The sequence below is a fragment of the Enterococcus sp. AZ177 genome (assembly GCF_050544585.1).
GTDB classification, from domain to species: Bacteria; Bacillota; Bacilli; order Lactobacillales; family Enterococcaceae; genus Enterococcus_L; species Enterococcus_L plantarum.
Map to the genome: position 1 here is coordinate 499,554 of NZ_CP172944.1, position 17,089 is coordinate 516,642.

The 17,089-nt window shown below is 37.6% G+C and carries 13 protein-coding genes; 8 read left to right on the forward strand and 5 right to left on the reverse strand.

The window, feature by feature from the left end:
* Nucleotides 1–107: 107 nt before the first annotated feature.
* The gene (locus IGJ34_RS02405; RefSeq protein ID WP_069653915.1) at nucleotides 108–650 is read right to left on the reverse strand and encodes a LysM peptidoglycan-binding domain-containing protein; all 543 of its coding nucleotides are present in this window, start codon (nucleotides 648–650) and stop codon (nucleotides 108–110) included.
* A gap of 586 nt (nucleotides 651–1,236) precedes the next feature.
* Here IGJ34_RS02405 and IGJ34_RS02410 point away from each other — a divergent pair.
* From IGJ34_RS02410 to IGJ34_RS02420, 3 genes are all read left to right on the forward strand, one after another.
* Nucleotides 1,237–2,673 (forward strand): glycoside hydrolase family 1 protein, encoded by a 1,437-nt coding sequence (locus IGJ34_RS02410; RefSeq protein WP_430598036.1) that lies wholly within the window; start codon nucleotides 1,237–1,239, stop codon nucleotides 2,671–2,673.
* Nucleotides 2,674–2,893: 220 nt separating this feature from the next.
* A complete protein-coding gene (locus tag IGJ34_RS02415) occupies nucleotides 2,894–4,222 on the forward strand; it encodes a dihydrolipoyl dehydrogenase family protein (RefSeq protein ID WP_430598037.1) in 1,329 nt (442 codons plus the stop codon).
* 275 nt (nucleotides 4,223–4,497) lie between these two features.
* Nucleotides 4,498–5,742, forward strand: coding sequence for an MFS transporter (locus IGJ34_RS02420; protein WP_430598038.1), 1,245 nt, complete (start codon nucleotides 4,498–4,500; stop codon nucleotides 5,740–5,742).
* Nucleotides 5,743–5,827: 85 nt separating this feature from the next.
* Here the strand turns inward: IGJ34_RS02420 and IGJ34_RS02425 are convergent, their stop codons facing one another.
* The 3 genes from IGJ34_RS02425 to IGJ34_RS02435 are packed head-to-tail and all read right to left on the reverse strand — an operon-like array spanning nucleotide 5,828 to nucleotide 9,583.
* Nucleotides 5,828–6,973, reverse strand: a complete 1,146-nt coding sequence (locus IGJ34_RS02425) for an ArgE/DapE family deacylase (RefSeq protein WP_430598039.1) — start codon at nucleotides 6,971–6,973, stop codon at nucleotides 5,828–5,830.
* Between the two features lie 13 nt (nucleotides 6,974–6,986).
* Nucleotides 6,987–8,384 (reverse strand): MFS transporter, encoded by a 1,398-nt coding sequence (locus IGJ34_RS02430; protein ID WP_430598040.1) that lies wholly within the window; start codon nucleotides 8,382–8,384, stop codon nucleotides 6,987–6,989.
* On the reverse strand, nucleotides 8,381–9,583 hold the full coding sequence (locus IGJ34_RS02435) for a M20 family metallopeptidase (RefSeq protein WP_430598041.1): 1,203 nt from the start codon (nucleotides 9,581–9,583) through the stop codon (nucleotides 8,381–8,383). The genes IGJ34_RS02430 and IGJ34_RS02435 overlap by 4 nt, the downstream gene beginning before the upstream one ends.
* A 189-nt stretch (nucleotides 9,584–9,772) precedes the next feature.
* Here IGJ34_RS02435 and IGJ34_RS02440 point away from each other — a divergent pair, with 189 nt between their 5' ends.
* The 3 genes from IGJ34_RS02440 to IGJ34_RS02450 all read left to right on the forward strand — a co-directional run bounded on the left by IGJ34_RS02440 (nucleotide 9,773) and on the right by IGJ34_RS02450 (nucleotide 12,667).
* Complete coding sequence (locus IGJ34_RS02440; protein ID WP_430598042.1) at nucleotides 9,773–11,857, forward strand: helix-turn-helix domain-containing protein; 2,085 nt, start codon at nucleotides 9,773–9,775, stop codon at nucleotides 11,855–11,857.
* A gap of 111 nt (nucleotides 11,858–11,968) precedes the next feature.
* Nucleotides 11,969–12,109: a hypothetical protein gene (locus tag IGJ34_RS02445; protein ID WP_430598043.1), complete on the forward strand. Its 141-nt coding sequence runs from the start codon at nucleotides 11,969–11,971 to the stop codon at nucleotides 12,107–12,109.
* A gap of 84 nt (nucleotides 12,110–12,193) precedes the next feature.
* Nucleotides 12,194–12,667, forward strand: coding sequence for a glutathione peroxidase (locus IGJ34_RS02450; protein ID WP_430598044.1), 474 nt, complete (start codon nucleotides 12,194–12,196; stop codon nucleotides 12,665–12,667).
* A gap of 141 nt (nucleotides 12,668–12,808) precedes the next feature.
* On the opposite strand, the gene IGJ34_RS02455 is transcribed toward IGJ34_RS02450, so the two are convergent.
* Nucleotides 12,809–12,895 carry a type I toxin-antitoxin system Fst family toxin gene (locus tag IGJ34_RS02455; protein WP_111248499.1) on the reverse strand — a complete coding sequence of 29 codons (87 nt, stop codon included), beginning with the start codon at nucleotides 12,893–12,895 and terminating at the stop codon, nucleotides 12,809–12,811.
* 296 nt (nucleotides 12,896–13,191) lie between these two features.
* Between IGJ34_RS02455 and kdpA the strand changes: the two genes are divergently transcribed.
* Nucleotides 13,192–14,874: a potassium-transporting ATPase subunit KdpA gene (gene kdpA / locus IGJ34_RS02460; RefSeq protein ID WP_430598045.1), complete on the forward strand. Its 1,683-nt coding sequence runs from the start codon at nucleotides 13,192–13,194 to the stop codon at nucleotides 14,872–14,874.
* Nucleotides 14,875–14,893: 19 nt separating this feature from the next.
* A complete protein-coding gene (gene kdpB / locus IGJ34_RS02465) occupies nucleotides 14,894–16,954 on the forward strand; it encodes a potassium-transporting ATPase subunit KdpB (RefSeq protein ID WP_430598046.1) in 2,061 nt (686 codons plus the stop codon).
* Nucleotides 16,955–17,089 lie beyond the last annotated feature (135 nt).

Consider the following 17,089-nt stretch of genomic DNA (forward strand, 5'->3'; position numbering starts at 1 on the left):
TTTCAAGAAAAAATGCGTTACAAAACTTTTTTTAGTTTTGTAACGCATTTTTTATGAATAACGAAGCTTATCAATTGGATAAACCGTATGTAGGGGAAAATCATTGCCTATTGTAATGATAAAACTTGTCCGATATAAACGGTTGAATCACTTAAATTATTTTTCAACATTAAATCTTGAAGTGATAATTTGTTCTTTTCAGCAATTACAGAGAGTGTATCTCCAGGCTGAACAGTGTAAGTAGTTGCTGGAGGTGTGGCGTTTTGTTCAGTTGAGCTTTCAGTTTGCTCGTCAGCAACCTCTGATGAAGGGGTTGTTGTTTGATCTGGTTGACTTGACATTTCAGTGGTCGAACTAGATTCTTCCAGTCTGCTCACGGTTGTTGAACTTTCTCTTACAGGAACATTGCGCTCTGTGTTATCAGCTACCGATGACTGAGTTGTTGTTCCATGCGCTTGTTCAAGCTGATTGACTTGTTTTTCTATACTGTTTAATTGTTCTTCTTGCTTCGCGCTTGCTTGAACATTTAAGAATAGTAAAAAGCCTAGTGCAAGTGTATTTATAAATAACAATAAAATAACAGTTATAATCGTCGATTTCGAGTTGGATACTGGACGCTGTTGCTTCCGTCTTGAATATTCTTCTTCCAAAATACTTTCACTCCTTTCCTAACAAGTTCACAAGAGAAACACTGTGAAATAAAGCAACTATAGTATATCACAATAGTATAGCACACTCCAATAGGAAAATAATTGGAGTGTATATCAATGATTATTTATTTAAATGAAAAAACAAAATAAAAGAACGTATGAAAATAAAAAAAAGTTTATTATGTAATTATCTGTTGATTTCTAGAGCTAAATTGTTTTATTTCAAGGAGAAATTTCTTTCTTTGTTTTTTTGTTTAGAAAAATATATTTTTTTACTAGTCCATATTTTTTTTCATCATAATCAGTTTATCGTCAAAATGATAGACTCCCAACTAATGTTATACAGCAGTTCGTTTTTACTAGTTATCAGAAAATCCCCTTGAACAAATAAACATAAATAGTAGTGGAAATCCTCTTACTAAGATTATAATAGAGAAGGATACTAAAAACGTGGTGATCCGTACAGAAGGGTTAGTCGGAGAAAATTACGTTTACATCCACGAAAATGAGCGTGTAATTAAGTGTCCGTTGGCGCAATCAGTGCTGACGATTTCACTAGAAGCACGATAAAACTGGAGGCATTACGATGGAGCATAAACAACTGGATCAATTTCCAAAGGATTTTCTATGGGGATCAGCATCTGCTGCTTATCAAGTAGAAGGTGCATGGCAAGAGGATGGCAAAGGTGTTTCTGTGTGGGACGAATTTGTTCGAATTCCTGGAAAAACATTCAAAGGGACCAATGGGGATGTAGCAGTCGATCATTATCACCGGTATAAGGAAGATGTTGCGTTAATGAAAGAGCAAGGCCTAAAAGCCTACCGCTTTTCTGTTGCTTGGACACGGATTTTTCCAAACGGTCGGGGTGAAATCAATCAAGCTGGGTTGCAGTTTTATATTGATTTAGTGGATGAATTGATCGCAAATCAAATTGAACCCGTTTTAACGCTGTACCATTGGGATTTACCACAAGCGCTACAAGATGAATACCAAGGGTGGGAATCAAGAAAAATCGTTGCAGACTTTACAAATTATGCACAGGTTTTATTCGAAGCGTTACGTGGAAAAGTAAAGTATTGGGTCAGTTTAAATGAGCAAAATATCTTTATCAGTCACGGTTATTTAATGGCTTCTCATCCACCGGCAGTGAGTGACCCCAAACGAATGTATCAGGCGAATCATTATGCTAATTTAGCCAACGCAGCAGTAATCAAGAAATTCCATGACATGGATATGCCAGGGAAAATTGGACCAAGTTTTGCTTATAGTCCAAATTATCCGTTAGATAGTGATCCACAAAATGTGTTAGCATCTGAGGACTCAGAAGATTTAAATGCGCATTTTTGGATGGATGTTTATTTATTTGGGAAATATCCAATTGCAGCTTTAAAATTGTTGAAAGAACAAGGGGTAGCGCCTATAATCGAACCTGAGGATGACGAACTTTTAGCTGCTGGCAAACCGGACTTTTTAGGAATCAACTATTATCAAACCAATACGGTTGTCTTCAATCCGCTTGATGGTGTTGGCTTAGGGAGAATGAATACGACAGGTGAGAAAGGGTCTTCAGAAGAATCAGGTCTACCAGGTGTCTTCAAACGTGTGGAAAATCCATTCGTAGAACGTACTAATTGGGATTGGGAAATCGATCCAGAAGGGTTGCGTATTGGGCTTCGAAGAATCACAAGTCGTTATCGAATTCCTGTGTTGATCACTGAAAACGGACTTGGAGAATATGATAAACTAACGGAGGCTAAAGAAATCCATGATGATTATCGGATTGATTATCTAAAAGGACATATACATGCAATCAGAGAAGCAATCACAGATGGTGTGGATGTTTTAGGCTATTGCACATGGTCCTATACAGATTTACTAAGCTGGTTGAATGGCTATCAAAAACGATATGGTTTTGTTTATGTTGCGCAAGATGAAAACCAAGATGGCTCTTTGAATCGATACAAAAAAGATAGCTTCTATTGGTACCAAAAAGTGATTCAAAACAATGGTAACACGATTTAAAAGGTCAGTTGAATAGTGAATAAGCTGGAGCAAATCTCTCTGATTTTTATTCAGCTTATTTGCCGTTTCGAATTAATGAATTTTTCAGTGGAAATGAAAGGAGCGAAGGTCTATCATATGAACTTTCCCCAATCACTTGTTATAATGAATCCATATTGTATCAATCGGTCGAAGTACGAATCAAGTGATAAGAACGTTTAAAATAAGGGAGGAAGTTCTCATGGAAAGATTTGACGTCATCATTATTGGAAGTGGACCTGGCGGGATGGCAGCGGCCTATGATTTAGCAGATAAAGGGAAAAACGTGGCAGTCGTTGAAGCTGATTTATGGGGTGGTACGTGTCCAAATCGAGGCTGTGATCCTAAAAAAGTGCTGTATGGAGCAGTTGAAGCTAGAGATAATTTACTGCAGTTAGAAAAACGAGGATTCAACACGATACCGGAAATCAACTGGACAGATTTGATGGCGTTTAAAGAGACTTTTACGAAATCGGTACCGACTGAGCAAAAAGAAGGGTTAACAAGTGCAGGGATTCACACAATCACAGGGAAAGCTTTTTTTAAAGATACCCAAACTATCGAAGTTTGTGGGGAACTGTATCAAGCGGACAAAATTATTTTAGCGACAGGACAACGTTCGGCGATTTTGGATATTCCTGGTAAAGAATATTTTAGTACGAGTACTGATTTTCTGAGTATGCAGGACTTACCGAAAAAATTGGCTTTTGTTGGAGGGGGTTATATCTCACTTGAATTGGCCAATATTGCAAGCAGTTGTGGCAGTGAGGTACATTTACTTCATCATAATGAACGACCGCTAAAAGGCTTTGATGAACTGTTGACTGAAGAGCTGATCGAGCATTTAAAAAGCCGTGGAATTACGTTTCACTTTAATGAATCGGCTGAGGAAATCAGCAAATCTGGGGCTCAGTTTGAAGTGTCTTTGACAAGTAAGGAGACGCTATTGGTGGATCGAATTTTCTGTGCAACTGGGCGCATCCCGAATGTGGAAGGCATGGGACTAACTGAAATTGGGGTTGAGTATACGCATAAAGGACTTGTGGTAAATGATTATTTGCAAACGACAGTTGAAACTATTTATGCTCTAGGTGATTGCTTGGAAAAACAACAGCCAAAATTAACTCCTGTCGCTAGTTTTGAAGGAAGTTATCTGGCTAATCGGTTTACTGGTAAAAATGAGAAAATCCATTATCCTTTGATTCCAACAATCATATTCAGTTCTCCTAAATTAGCTCAAATAGGTTTAACTGATTTGTCCGCTTTAAAAAGTACAGAGTATGAAGTGAGTGACTTAGATTTAAGTCAATGGTTTACGTATAAACGGATCAACGAACCGCTTGTCAAAGCAAAAATAGTTACGGAAAAGCGTACGGGTTTATTGGTTGGCGCAACAGTCCTAGGAAATGAAGCGGATCAATTGATCAATCTGTTTACTTTGATGATCAATCAAAAATTACCAGCTGAAAAAATCAATGAAATGATCTTGCTTTATCCAACGGTCGCTAGCGATTTAAGTTATCTTTATTAAAAACAAACGACAAACGAAATCTAAAACCTTTCGTTTGTCGTTTGTTTTTAATTATTTTTATAGCCTAAAAATTAACTGTTGACTTGCTTTAAGCTGTAAGCAATAATAGGATAATTACGTCAACGGTATTGAAAAGTGTTTATAAACGGATGATCCATAAATATAATTTATTGATTACATGAAAATAAAACATTAGATATTATAGACGATTCTTTTTAAAATAAAGATAGTGAAAAAGTGAACAAAGTCAATTTTAAACAGCTAGGAGAATGGCGATGGAAGCAACGAAAAAAAATTACACCCCTTTGATTGGTTCTTTATATACGAATTTTATTTTTCAAGGTATGGCAGCGATTATTCTATCTCAAAACCTGAATGCATTGATGGATAGCTGGCAAGCAACGGTACAGCAAGTAACATTGGTCATTAGCGGTATTGGTTTAGGCCGCGTGTTGATTTTGTATTTTGCCGGTTATTTTTCAGATAAATTTGGACGTAAGAAAACGGTCCAACTGGGAATTATTAGTTATTTGATCTTTTTCTTAGGAATTTTGGTCAGTCAAAATTATGTACAAGGACTCTTTTTTGCCTTGTTTGCTGGGTTTAGTAATGCATTTTTAGATACAAGTACATACCCGACGTTGATGGAGGCTTATCCGAATGAAAAGGACAATAGTTCTCTTAGTGTGTTGAACAAAGCGTTCATTTCTTTAGGTCAGTTTATTTTACCGCTGTTGACACGATTTATGTTGAATCATGAGATTTATTACGGACTTGTTTTTATTGGATGTGCGTTGGGTTTGTTTCTTAATTTACTCTATATTTCAAAACTGGGATTTCCAGAAAGAGCAGAGATAGAGGCGAATATACCACAAATCATCAAAGAAGAAGTGAATACGAAAGGGAAACAACCACTGTTTAAAGTTGAAGGCTTAGCGTTATTAGTTTTTAGTTTTACTTGCGTGTCTACTTTCAATATTTTTATTTTGTGGGTACCATCTTTTGCAGAATCATTGAATCTTATGAACCATTCCAATAGCTTGGTTTTAGTCAGTGCCTATAGTATTGGTTCGTTTGCATCAGTATTTTTAACGTCATTGATCGTAAAAAGAGGCGTTGCCCCAACCTTATTACTTGTTTGGTGTACTACAATTTCCTTATTCTTACTGCTGGGCATGACCTTATTTCCAAGTACGCCGATGTTTTTGATCGGTTCAATCGGTATTGGTGTTTTTGCTGCGGGTGGAATTTGGCAGTTAGGGTTGGCAGTTTTGTTGGAGTTATTTTCAAAAGGTAAAGGACGAATCACTAGTTACTACTCGATTGCAACATCTGTTTCCGTAATGGTCATTCCATATATTACAGGACAACTGGAAAAAATAAATGTTTCGCTAATTTTTTGGTTAAACATTGCATTGACTGCAGTGGGTGTTGTTGCTGCGATAATCATTCGATACCGTTATAAGAAAGTAATGAAAGAATCGCAAGATGCCATCGCATTAAAAGAAATCACTCAATAATCAAAAAAACATATATAAGTAGGTATAAAAGAGGGCGAAGTGATACTCAGGTGTTTTGAGTATGGCTTCGCCCTTTCAATCTTGTTTAGTTTAAAAATGCTTTTGCAATGTTTTCGTTGATTGTAATCATTTGGTAAAAGTCATTGATCGTCACGAATTCATTCGGCTGATGTGCATATTTTGTTTCGCCAGGACCTAGAATTAAAATAGGGAACGCTTTGTTGACACGACCAAATTGAGAACCATCGGTATAGCCTGTCATACCAAATGTATTTGCCGTTTGGCCAGTAACATCTGCAACAACTTTTTGAGTTAATACAGTGAATGGATCGTCAAGTTCTGTTTTCATCGAAGGTAAGTCATTGATGAACTCGATTTCCGCCTTAAAATCTGGAACGGTTGTGGCTAAGGTATCCAGCATTTCTTTAAATTGTTGTTTTAATTCAGTATGATCTTGTGCTTTGATGGTACGGATATCGATTTCTACTGTACACTTATCGGGTACGACATTGGTTCCATTGCCGCCGTTGATAATATCCACACTAGAAGTTGAAGCACCGACTAATTCATCTACAGATTGAGAAAAATCAAAGGTTTCTTTAAAGGCATTCAAAACTAAAAGCATATGTTCAATTGCATTTACTCCTTGATCTGGCATTGAGCCATGCGCTGTTTTCCCGTACGTTGTGATACGAGGCCATAAAGCACCTTTGTGCGCCACGCCGATCTCAACATTTGTAGGTTCACCAATCACTAATGCATCTAGATTATCTGTATAGCCTTTATCAACTAATTGACCAGAACCGATAGCGCTCGTTTCTTCTCCAACCGTAGCTAAAAGTTTGATGGTTCCTTTAAAGTTTGAACCTGCTTCTTTTAAACGAATCATTGCAACAACTGCCGCAATCAAGCCAGATTTCATATCGCATGTTCCACGACCATAAAGTAAACCGTCTTTTTCAATTGCTGCAAAAGGATCTTCATCCCAAGGAATTTCACCCACAGGAACGACATCCATATGCCCAGAAAAACCTAGGACAGGACCTTCTTTAGTGCCTTTTAAAGTCGCAACTAATTGATTTCGACCGGCGCTATATTCCACTTGTTCACAAGGAATATCATGTGTTTCAAAAAGAGCTTGTAATGTATCGGCAACCACCTTTTCATTGCCTAGAATACTTTTGATTTGAACGACTTCTTTCAATAATTGTAACGCTTCTTGATTATTCATAGCGTCTCTCTCCCTACACTTGTTTTTCTTTTGGAATAATAAATACGATTGAACCTAAGGCTAAAACGCAGAACAGAATATTTGTCAATAAACCAAACGTTGCTCCTTGTGTATAATTGCCACTAACGCTAAAACCATTGTACACTGCCGCTGAAATTGCCACACCTAATGCTCCGCCAAGAGAACTGGCCATTTTATAAATACCTGAAGCGACTCCTGCTTTTTCATTTGGAACACTGGAAATCGCGGTATCCGTAGAAGGTGTTGCATACATCCCAAGACCCATCCCAAACAAACTATACCCAATAAAAACTAACACAAAATAAGCAGTACCAGTCACCATCGTTAAGGCCATCAAACCAACGCCTGTTCCAGAAAGGATCGTTCCCCATAACATTGGTTTTTTCGCCCCAACGGTTTGTAATAATTTTTCTCCGATTCGAATAGTGATTAACACCAAACAGAGGTAACCAATCGATAACATCCCTGTTTTAGCGGAAGAAAGTCCACGACCTTGTTGAACGTAGGTATTGATCACGATCAAAGTACCTGCAACGGCATTCAATAAGAAATTAGAAATCGTTGCCCCAAGATAACCGCGGTTTTCAAATAAAGAAAACTCAACAAAACTATTATCAATGGTTTGCTCCACCCTATAAAATGCAACTAAGCCAATGATCACGACTGCTACTAAAATGAGTACAATCGGGCTAGTCCAACCCAATTCAGAACCTTTAGAAACAACTACATTTAAGGCAACCATTGAAACAATAAATAAAAGTAAGCCAATCGAATCAAATTTACTTTTACTATCGCTTGTAACTTTACTTTCAGGTGTGCCGAAAATCAACAGAGCACTACAAATTGAAACAATGATCGAAAAAATAAAGACATAACGCCATCCCAAAGAACTTGCAATAGCGCCACCGAAGAATGAACATAAACCAGAACCACCCCAAGAGCCGATCGACCAATAACTTAGCGCTCGTTGGCGATCTTTTCCTTCATAATACGTTTTGACTAAGGCCATTGTCGCTGGCATGATACAAGCAGCTGATAAGCCTTGGAAGATTCGACCACCTACAAATAATACAGGGCCATGTGCAGCTATCAAAGCTGCCGAACCGATAACACTTAAAATAAGACCAATATACGTTAATTTCATTCTACCTAATTTATCCGCTAAACCGCCAGCTACGACGATAAAAATTCCGGAAAATAAACCAGTCATGGAAATTCCTATGCTTAAAACACCAGAGGAAATACCTAAGTCACTTTGAACCGTGGGTGCCATATTTAATAAAGATTGAGCAAATAACCAATAGGTCAAAACGCTTAATACGATCCCTATCAGTAATTTATTTGTCCCTTTATAGGGAGTCGCCTCTGCTGTGGGTGTGGTTGCTTTCATAGTGAAACTCCTTCAAATAAATAATATAAAACAGCTGCCCCCATTGATTTTGCAGCAATCAATAAACAATCTTCGTCAATATAAAATTTTGGATGATGATGAGGATACATTGGCGTTCCTTCTTTGTGAGCCCCAACAAAAAAGAAACAACTTGGTCGTTCTTTGGCATAATAAGCAAAGTCTTCAGAAGGAGTTTGTGGTCCGCATTTAACTAATTGTTTCACTTCTGGAATTTTCGCTTCATTTAGAGCTTTAGCAACCATTTCAGTAGTTTTGGCATCATTAACACAAACTGGATAATCATTAGCGTAATCAAGTTCATAGCTGATACCGAAACTTTGGCAAATGCCACTAAGGATTTGTTTAAATTCTTTTTCCACGATAGCGCGTGTTTCTTCTTTCATGATTCGTACATCGCCTTCCAATGTAACAGAATCTTTGATAACATTGGCTGACCCTTTGCCGTCAAATGAACCGATTGTAACGGTTGCCGTATCGAAAGGATCGATTCTGCGGCTGACGATGGTTTGAACAGCTGTTACAAATTGAGAAGCAGCTACGATCGTATCATTGGCATCTTGCGGTGTTGAGCCATGACCGCCTTTTCCATGCATGACCACTTTAAACGTTGCCCGACCTGTGTGAACAGATCCAGCATGATAGAGAACATCACCAAGCGGCATCATGCTCATCACATGAATCCCTAAAACATGAGCTACACCATCTAAACAACCCGCTTCAATCATTCCTTTTGCACCACCGGGTGGCACTTCTTCGGCAGGTTGGTGGATGATACGAATCGTTCCTGCTAATTGATCTTTTAACTCAATCAGCGACGCTGCCAAAATCATCATATAGGCTGTATGTCCGTCATGTCCGCAAGCATGCATGACATTTGGTGTGCGGGAAGCAAAGGGCAAACCCGTATCTTCTTGAATCGGCAACGCATCGAAATCTGCTCGAATCGCTAAGAAAGGCCCTTTTTTACCTCCGTGGATATCGACTAAAATACCATTACCGCCGCCCACTTTTGTTTGAACATCACAGTCTTTGTCAGCGTAAAAATCAGCTATATATTTTGCTGTTTCTGTTTCTTGAAAAGATAACTCAGGGTGTTCGTGAAAATGTCGGCGAATCCTGATTAATTCAGCCTCTTTTTGTTGAAGCAATGTAAATAATTGTGCGCGTAAATCGTCCATTGGATATTCTCCTTTCAAATACACTATATATTCTAAGCTTAATTAAAAACTTCACAATGATAGGAATTTCTAAATTTCAGGAATTCCTTTTAAATTCTAAAGATCGGAAATTATAAGGCTAGCAAACGAACGATATTTTCTTTGTTGCATGCTATAATTAAGAAAGAAACAAACAAAAGAGGGATGCAAATGATTGTAAATGAAAATTATCAGATTAATTATCAACAATTACGGACGAAACAAGATATACTTTGCAAAGAAACGACCCTTTTAGTCATTTTAAAAGGAAGTTTGTTTATTACTATAGAAGAAGTAACGGATCAAGTAAGTGCAGGAGAACTGTTTGTCATGAATACAGGAGAACGTGTTCTTTTGAATGTTGGTTTAGAACAAAGTAGTATTTATTTAGAGCTGAGGATCAACAGTGTCTTTTTTGCGACTCAATTTCCTGCTTTTTTCTACACTCGTTTTGACTGCAGACCAATTCAAAACGAACATGGCAAGATGCCTGAGATTGCTGCGTTGAGAAGACAAATTGCGGAATTATGTTTAGTTGAATTTAGTGATGATCCATCAAAAAAATTAAAGATCACGTTGTTTTTAACTCAAATCATTTTGTCTCTCGTACATCATTTCCAAAAAGAAGATGTTATAGATTACCATCCTTCAGATAATCAAAAATTAAGAGAGATTTTGGAATATATTGATGCACATTACCATGAAGGAATCTTATTATCTGATGCGGCCGACTATTTTTTTATGTCGGAATCCTCGTTATCGAAGTTTTTCAAGAAGGAAACTGGCGAATATTTTTCTCATTACGTACGGACAATTTGTGTAAAACATAGTTTATCAGAATTGCTGTATACAAAAAAAAGTATCGAGCAAATTGCCTTAGATAACGGTTTTAGCAATAGCAAAACCTATCGGCAACACTTTAAAAAAATCTTTAGCGATTCGCCCACACAGTATCGATCCACTCATTTAGTCCAGACGAAGGCACCGGAGAAAATCAAACAAGTAACGGAAACATCAGCGCTTCAAATCAAAGAAATTTTGGTCCCTCTGTACAGCTTTATTCAAACGGGATTGGAAGAATCACGCCCTTCAGAATTATCACTAAAGACCAAAAAACTTCATATTACCGCAGAACAATCTGAAGCAGACCATTTAAAAAAAGACGTCATCATTCATGTTGGTTCGTGGGAAGCATTAGCCTCTAGAAAAATTCAAAATGAAATTCTAGACATAAAAAAACAAATGGGCATCAAATACATCAGTATTCAATCACTATTTACCCAAATTCCCTTAACAGTTCAGATCCATCAAGAAGCTGCGATGAATTCATTTCCCGCATTTGAAGAGTGGGACTACATCTTAGCGTTTTTAGAATCCGCTCAGTTAGCGCTTTTTTTCCAGGTGTCACTTGTAGAATTTAAGCAACTAGATGAACGTGTCAAAGATATCTGCCGCAAATTTTTTCGACATGTTCAAAATAAGTTTGGAACCAAAATGACGGAACAATGGAAGATCAATTGTCTATTTAAAGAACAAAATCTTGCGGAGTATTACCCAGAGTTTCTAGAAGTGAAAAAAAGATTCTTAGCGCTCTCACCGAAAATAGCTGTAGGCGCAGAATTTCCCATAGCGGACCCATTTTTTGAGCAACAACAACCAGAACAAACACAATTTTTCTGTGAGATGATTGCAACAAAGTGTGACTTTCTATCTTTTTCTGCGGAGCCTAATTATGTGTTTCAAAATTTAGATAATCCCTTTCCTGATTTAAAAAACTATCATCAATATGTGTTGAATAAAACTCTTCGTATCAAGCATATTCTAAAAGAGTACGAAATCAAGCTACCACTTTACCTTACTGAATGGAATACACTGACTGGAATGACCAGAAACAGTAATGGAACTTTTTTTAGGGGGGCCATTATTTTAAAAGATCTGTTATTGTTGGATACATTAGTAGCAGGTTTCGGTTTTTGGTTGAATATCGAATTGTATGAAAAACAAACACAAGAACGACCACTAAAAAATGATGGGCTTGAACTGTTTCATTTTTACAGTGGAAAAAGACCTACTTATTTTTGTTTATGGTTGGCTAGAAGGATGACAGGGAAGATTCTCGCTCAAGGAGAAGACTATCTTTTGACCTCAGTTGATGGGAAATATCAGTTGTTGTTGTTTAATGCGAATTATTTTGATCCCCATCTTTCATCTGAAGAGGCATTTCTTGAAAGTCAGGCAGTGACCTTTGAAATTTAACTAGCAGCGATTAAACCAGCACACTATCAAATCAAGCAAATTGATTTTAACCGTCATAATGGTGCCTTATTTTATACCTATGAAGAGTTTCGGAATGCCGAAGCTCTGGATTTGGAGACACAAAAATATGTTGTTGAGAGTACGAGACCGAAAATCAAAGTCTTCGATACTCAAATCGAACATCTATTTAACTATTATGTAACACTTGATACAAACGGTATTATGCTATTGGAATTGACACCAACGGTATGAGCAATCAAAGCGTGTTTCCTTGACGAAAAGTGCTCTACTAGCTAGTATTTAGTTAAGATAGATTATTGGAGAGGAAGAAGTAAAATGAGTATTTATGAGTATCAAGTAAAAACGACAACAGATGAAATGGTTTCGTTAGAAGAGTATCGTGGAAAAGTTCTCCTGATTGTAAATACTGCGACAGGTTGCGGGTTTACACCTCAGTACGAGGGATTAGAAGAGTTATATAAAAAATATCGTGAACAAGGATTAGAAATACTAGATTTCCCATGTAATCAATTTGGGCATCAAGCTCCTGGCACCAATCAGGAAATCAGTGAGTTTTGTCAATTGACGTATCAAACGACATTTCAAACGTTTGGAAAAGTCGATGTAAATGGAGAAAACGCTGATCCGTTGTACACTTTTTTAAAAGGTGAAAAAGGTGGGCTTTTAGGTGGTGCGATCAAGTGGAACTTTACGAAATTTTTAGTAGATCGTGATGGTCATGTGGTAAAACGCTTTGCACCAACTGTTGAGCCAGAAAAAATTGCTGGAGATATAGAAAATTTATTGTAAGAAATACTTTTTTATTCTTGATATTAATTATCATCTCATGTTATAATAATTTTGCTAAGTAATATAGAACGTAAAGAGTAAGCCCTTGGAGAGTCTGATTCTCCAGGGGCTTTTTTGTGGCGAATGTCGCCCTATCTACTGTTACTTCTTGTGTTTTTTATTCAGCCAATACTCAAATAATGAGACGAGTATTCCAACAAGAAGCGGACAGACTAATGCTACGAACATAAAGAGGACATCTCCATCCAGTCGCAAGACTGTAAGATAGGCGACAAAATAAAATACGCAAATTTAAGTCTGAATACTTTTTTAGAAATACTTTGGTATTGAATGGATTGAAAGCCCTTACCGATGTAAAGATGGTATAAAGAAGCCCACTTAACTTTAACACTATCTTTATAGGAAAGTTGATATGCTATTTTTATCAAATGAAGGAGAGGGATTTTGATGACGATTATATCTGGAATAATTGCAGGATTACTGCTTATTTACTTATTTTACCAACTATTTTGGGGGGATCAACGGTGAGTACAATTTTTATCCAACAAACAATCTTTTTTATTGTCTTGATCGGTTTAGCAATTCCACTAGGTATTTATATCCACAAAGTAATGACAAACCAAAAGACAATTTTGACAAAAATGATCCATCCAATCGAAACGAAAATCTATCAATTTTTAGGAACACCAGCGCAAAAAGAAATGACAGCGAAGCAATATAGCTTGAGTGTTCTCTTTTTTAGTTTCTTTTCGTTTATTCTTTTGATGGCTATGCTTTTGGGACAAGGCTTTTTGCCGTTGAATCCTGAAAAATTGCCAGGGACAAGTGTTTCATTGGCGTTTAACACTGCAGCAAGTTTCATCACCAATACCAACTGGCAAGCCTACGCTGGTGAAGAGACATTATCGATCTTTACACAAGCCTTTGGATTAACTGTTCAAAACTTTGTATCCGCTGCTGTAGGGATTGCGGTATTATTTGTTTTACTTCGTGGTTTTACAAAACGGACAACAAAGCAAATTGGCAATTTCTGGCAAGATTTAACAAAAATTATTTTATATATATTATTACCATTATCTTTTATCATTTCCTTACTATTGATTTCCCAAGGTGTTGTTCAAACATTTGCTGGTTCTGTTGAAACGACCAGTCTAGAACTCGGCCAAAAGATCTTTTTACCTTTGGGAACTGTTGCTAGTCAAGTTGCCATCAAACAATTAGGAACAAATGGCGGTGGCTACTTTGGTGACAACTCAGCTCATCCATTTGAAAATCCTAACTTGATTAGTAATTTCATTGAAAATAGTTCGATTCTATTGATTCCTGCAGCTCTGATCGTTGCTTTTGGACTGTTTGTGAAAGATTGGAAACAAGGTCGAACAATCATGATCGTTTCTCTTGGCTTTTTGATTGCAGCTTTGATTGGTGTGACGTTAAGTGAATATTACGGACCACAATTTAGTCACGTGATCGGTCAAATGAACATGGAAGGTAAAGAAACACGTTTTGGTATTGGTTGGTCAAGTCTTTGGGCAGTTAGTACGACAGCTGCTTCCAATGGTTCTATCAATGCTATGCTGGATAGCTTCACACCACTTGGCGGATTGATTCCAATGTTCTTGATGCAACTAGGAGAGATTATCTTTGGTGGTGCGGGTAGTGGACTCTATGGAATGATTGTTTTTATCTTGCTTGCTATTTTTATTGCTGGCTTATTAGTCGGAAGAACACCTGAATATCTTGGAAAGAAAATCGAACCTTTCGATATGAAAATGGCTTGTCTAGTGATCTTAACGCCGTTGTTATTGACTTTGATGGGAACGATGTTGTTTGTCTTGAATCCACAAGCAATGTCTTGGTTAACAAATCAAGGCCCCCACGGTTTTTCAGAAATTCTCTATGGTTTTTCTTCACTAGCGAATAATAATGGAAGTGCCTTTGCAGGCTTAACCACCGATACGCCATTCATGAATATCCTTGGTGGAATCATTATGATCCTTTCCCGTTTTATCCCGATGTTAGCCGTGATTTATTTAGCCTCTAATTTAGGGAAAAAGAAAATAGTAGCAACAGGTTCAGGCACACTTTCAACGACCAATGCAACGTTTGTAACGATGTTGATCATTGTGATTTTAGTGATTGGCGCGCTAAGTTTCTTGCCCTCAATGGCATTAGGACCAATCGCAGAACACTTTATGACAAAATAAAGCAAAGAAGGGGAAACAAGTGAAAAATACACAAAGTAAACACAATGTTTATATAGAAGCTTTCAACTCGTCTTTTAAAAAATTAGCACCAACGATTCAATTAAAAAATCCAGTGATGTTAGTTGTTTATCTGGGTGCTATTTTAACGACGGTTTTGTACGTTTTAACGTTTGCTGGCTATACAGATACAGAGCCATTCTTCATTTTAGCGATTGCCATTATTTTATGGCTAACGATTTTATTTGCTAACTTTGCTGAAGCAATCGCAGAAGGTCGGGGAAAAGCCCAAGCGGAAAGTTTAAAACAAGCGAAGAAAGAAGTCACCGCACATAAAGTTGCTTCAATCGAAGACGCTGTAGCAAAAAAATTCACTCAAATCAAGTCCTCTGAACTGAAAAAAGGAGATCTGGTTTATGTAGCATCAAACGAACAAATCCCAATGGATGGCGATGTGATCGATGGTGCGGCTTCGGTGGATGAAAGTGCAATAACAGGTGAATCGGCTCCTGTTATTCGTGAGTCTGGTGGTGACCGTAGTGCTGTCACTGGCGGAACAACCGTTGTTTCAGATTATTTAGTGATTAAAGTGACTGCTGAAAATGGCGAATCCTTTTTAGATAAAATGATCTCTATGGTGGAAGGAACCGAACGGAAAAAAACACCGAATGAAATTGGGCTCCAAATTATTTTGATTATGTTGACGATTATTTTTCTAGTCGTTTCAGCGACATTAATTCCTTTTACCAAATTTTCAAGTGAACTGGTGGGAACCGGTTCTGCTTTAGCGTTAACTACAATTATCGCTTTACTTGTTTGCTTAGCGCCAACGACTATTGGTGCATTGGTTTCTTCTATCGGAATTGCCGGAATGAGCCGCTTAAACAAGGAAAACGTAATTGCGATGAGTGGACGGGCAATCGAAGCAGCTGGGGATGTAGATATTTTATTACTAGACAAAACAGGTACCATCACGCTAGGCAATCGCCGAGCAAGTGAATTTATTCCAGTGACAGGTGTCAGCGAATATGACTTAGCAGATGCTGCTCAACTATCCTCTTTAGCAGATGAAACGGCAGAAGGGCGCAGTATCGTTATTTTAGCCAAAGAACAATTTGATATCCGTGGTCGAGAACTAAATCAAGTAGAGCTTGAATTTATCGAGTTTACAGCAAAAACGCGGATGAGCGGCATCAATTACCAAGGGGACGAAATTCGCAAAGGTGCTGCAGACACGATGAAACAATATGTAGAAGAAAAAGGCAATCGCTATCCAGAAGAATGTAATATTATCGTTCAGCGTGTTGCAAACGAAGGCGGGACGCCCTTAGTTGTCGTCAAAAATAATCAAGTATTCGGTGTGATTTATTTAAAAGATATCGTCAAAAATGGTGTGAAGGAAAAATTTGAAGATCTACGCAAAATGGGAATCAAAACAATCATGATTACAGGCGACAATCCAATGACCGCAGCCGCAATTGCCGCTGAAGCAGGCGTGGATGATTTCTTGGCAGAAGCAACACCAGAAAATAAAATGAGTTTGATTCGTGACTACCAAGAAAAAGGACATCTTGTTGCAATGACAGGTGACGGTACAAACGATGCACCTGCGTTAGCTCAAGCAGATGTTGCAGTTGCTATGAATACAGGTACCCAAGCAGCCAAAGAAGCCGGAAATATGATTGATTTAGATTCCAGCCCAACAAAATTGATCAGTATCGTCAAAATTGGGAAACAATTATTGATGACGCGAGGTGCTTTAACAACATTCAGTATTGCCAATGATATTGCAAAATATTTTGCGATCATCCCAGTTTTATTTTTCAGTATCTATCCAGCTTTGGATGCCTTGAACATCATGAAATTAACGAGTCCAACAACGGCGATTTTATCAGCGATCATCTACAATGCTGTAATCATCGTAGCGTTGATCCCATTGGCGTTGAAAGGTGTTTCTTATAAAGAAAAACCAGCCAGTAAAATTTTAAGCCACAATTTACTTGTTTATGGAGTAGGTGGCGTGGTAGCACCGTTTATTGCGATTAAATTAATCGATGTTCTATTGACACTCGTTTTGTATTAAACGTTACTTACCTTAGGTTCATAGGCTAGTCTTTCGGAAAAAAGATAAAAATAGAGTCTGGCAAAGAGCACCATTCTCTATTTTTCCTATTTTTCTGTCAAGACTAAATGAGCCTATTCACCTTTAAAATTAAGG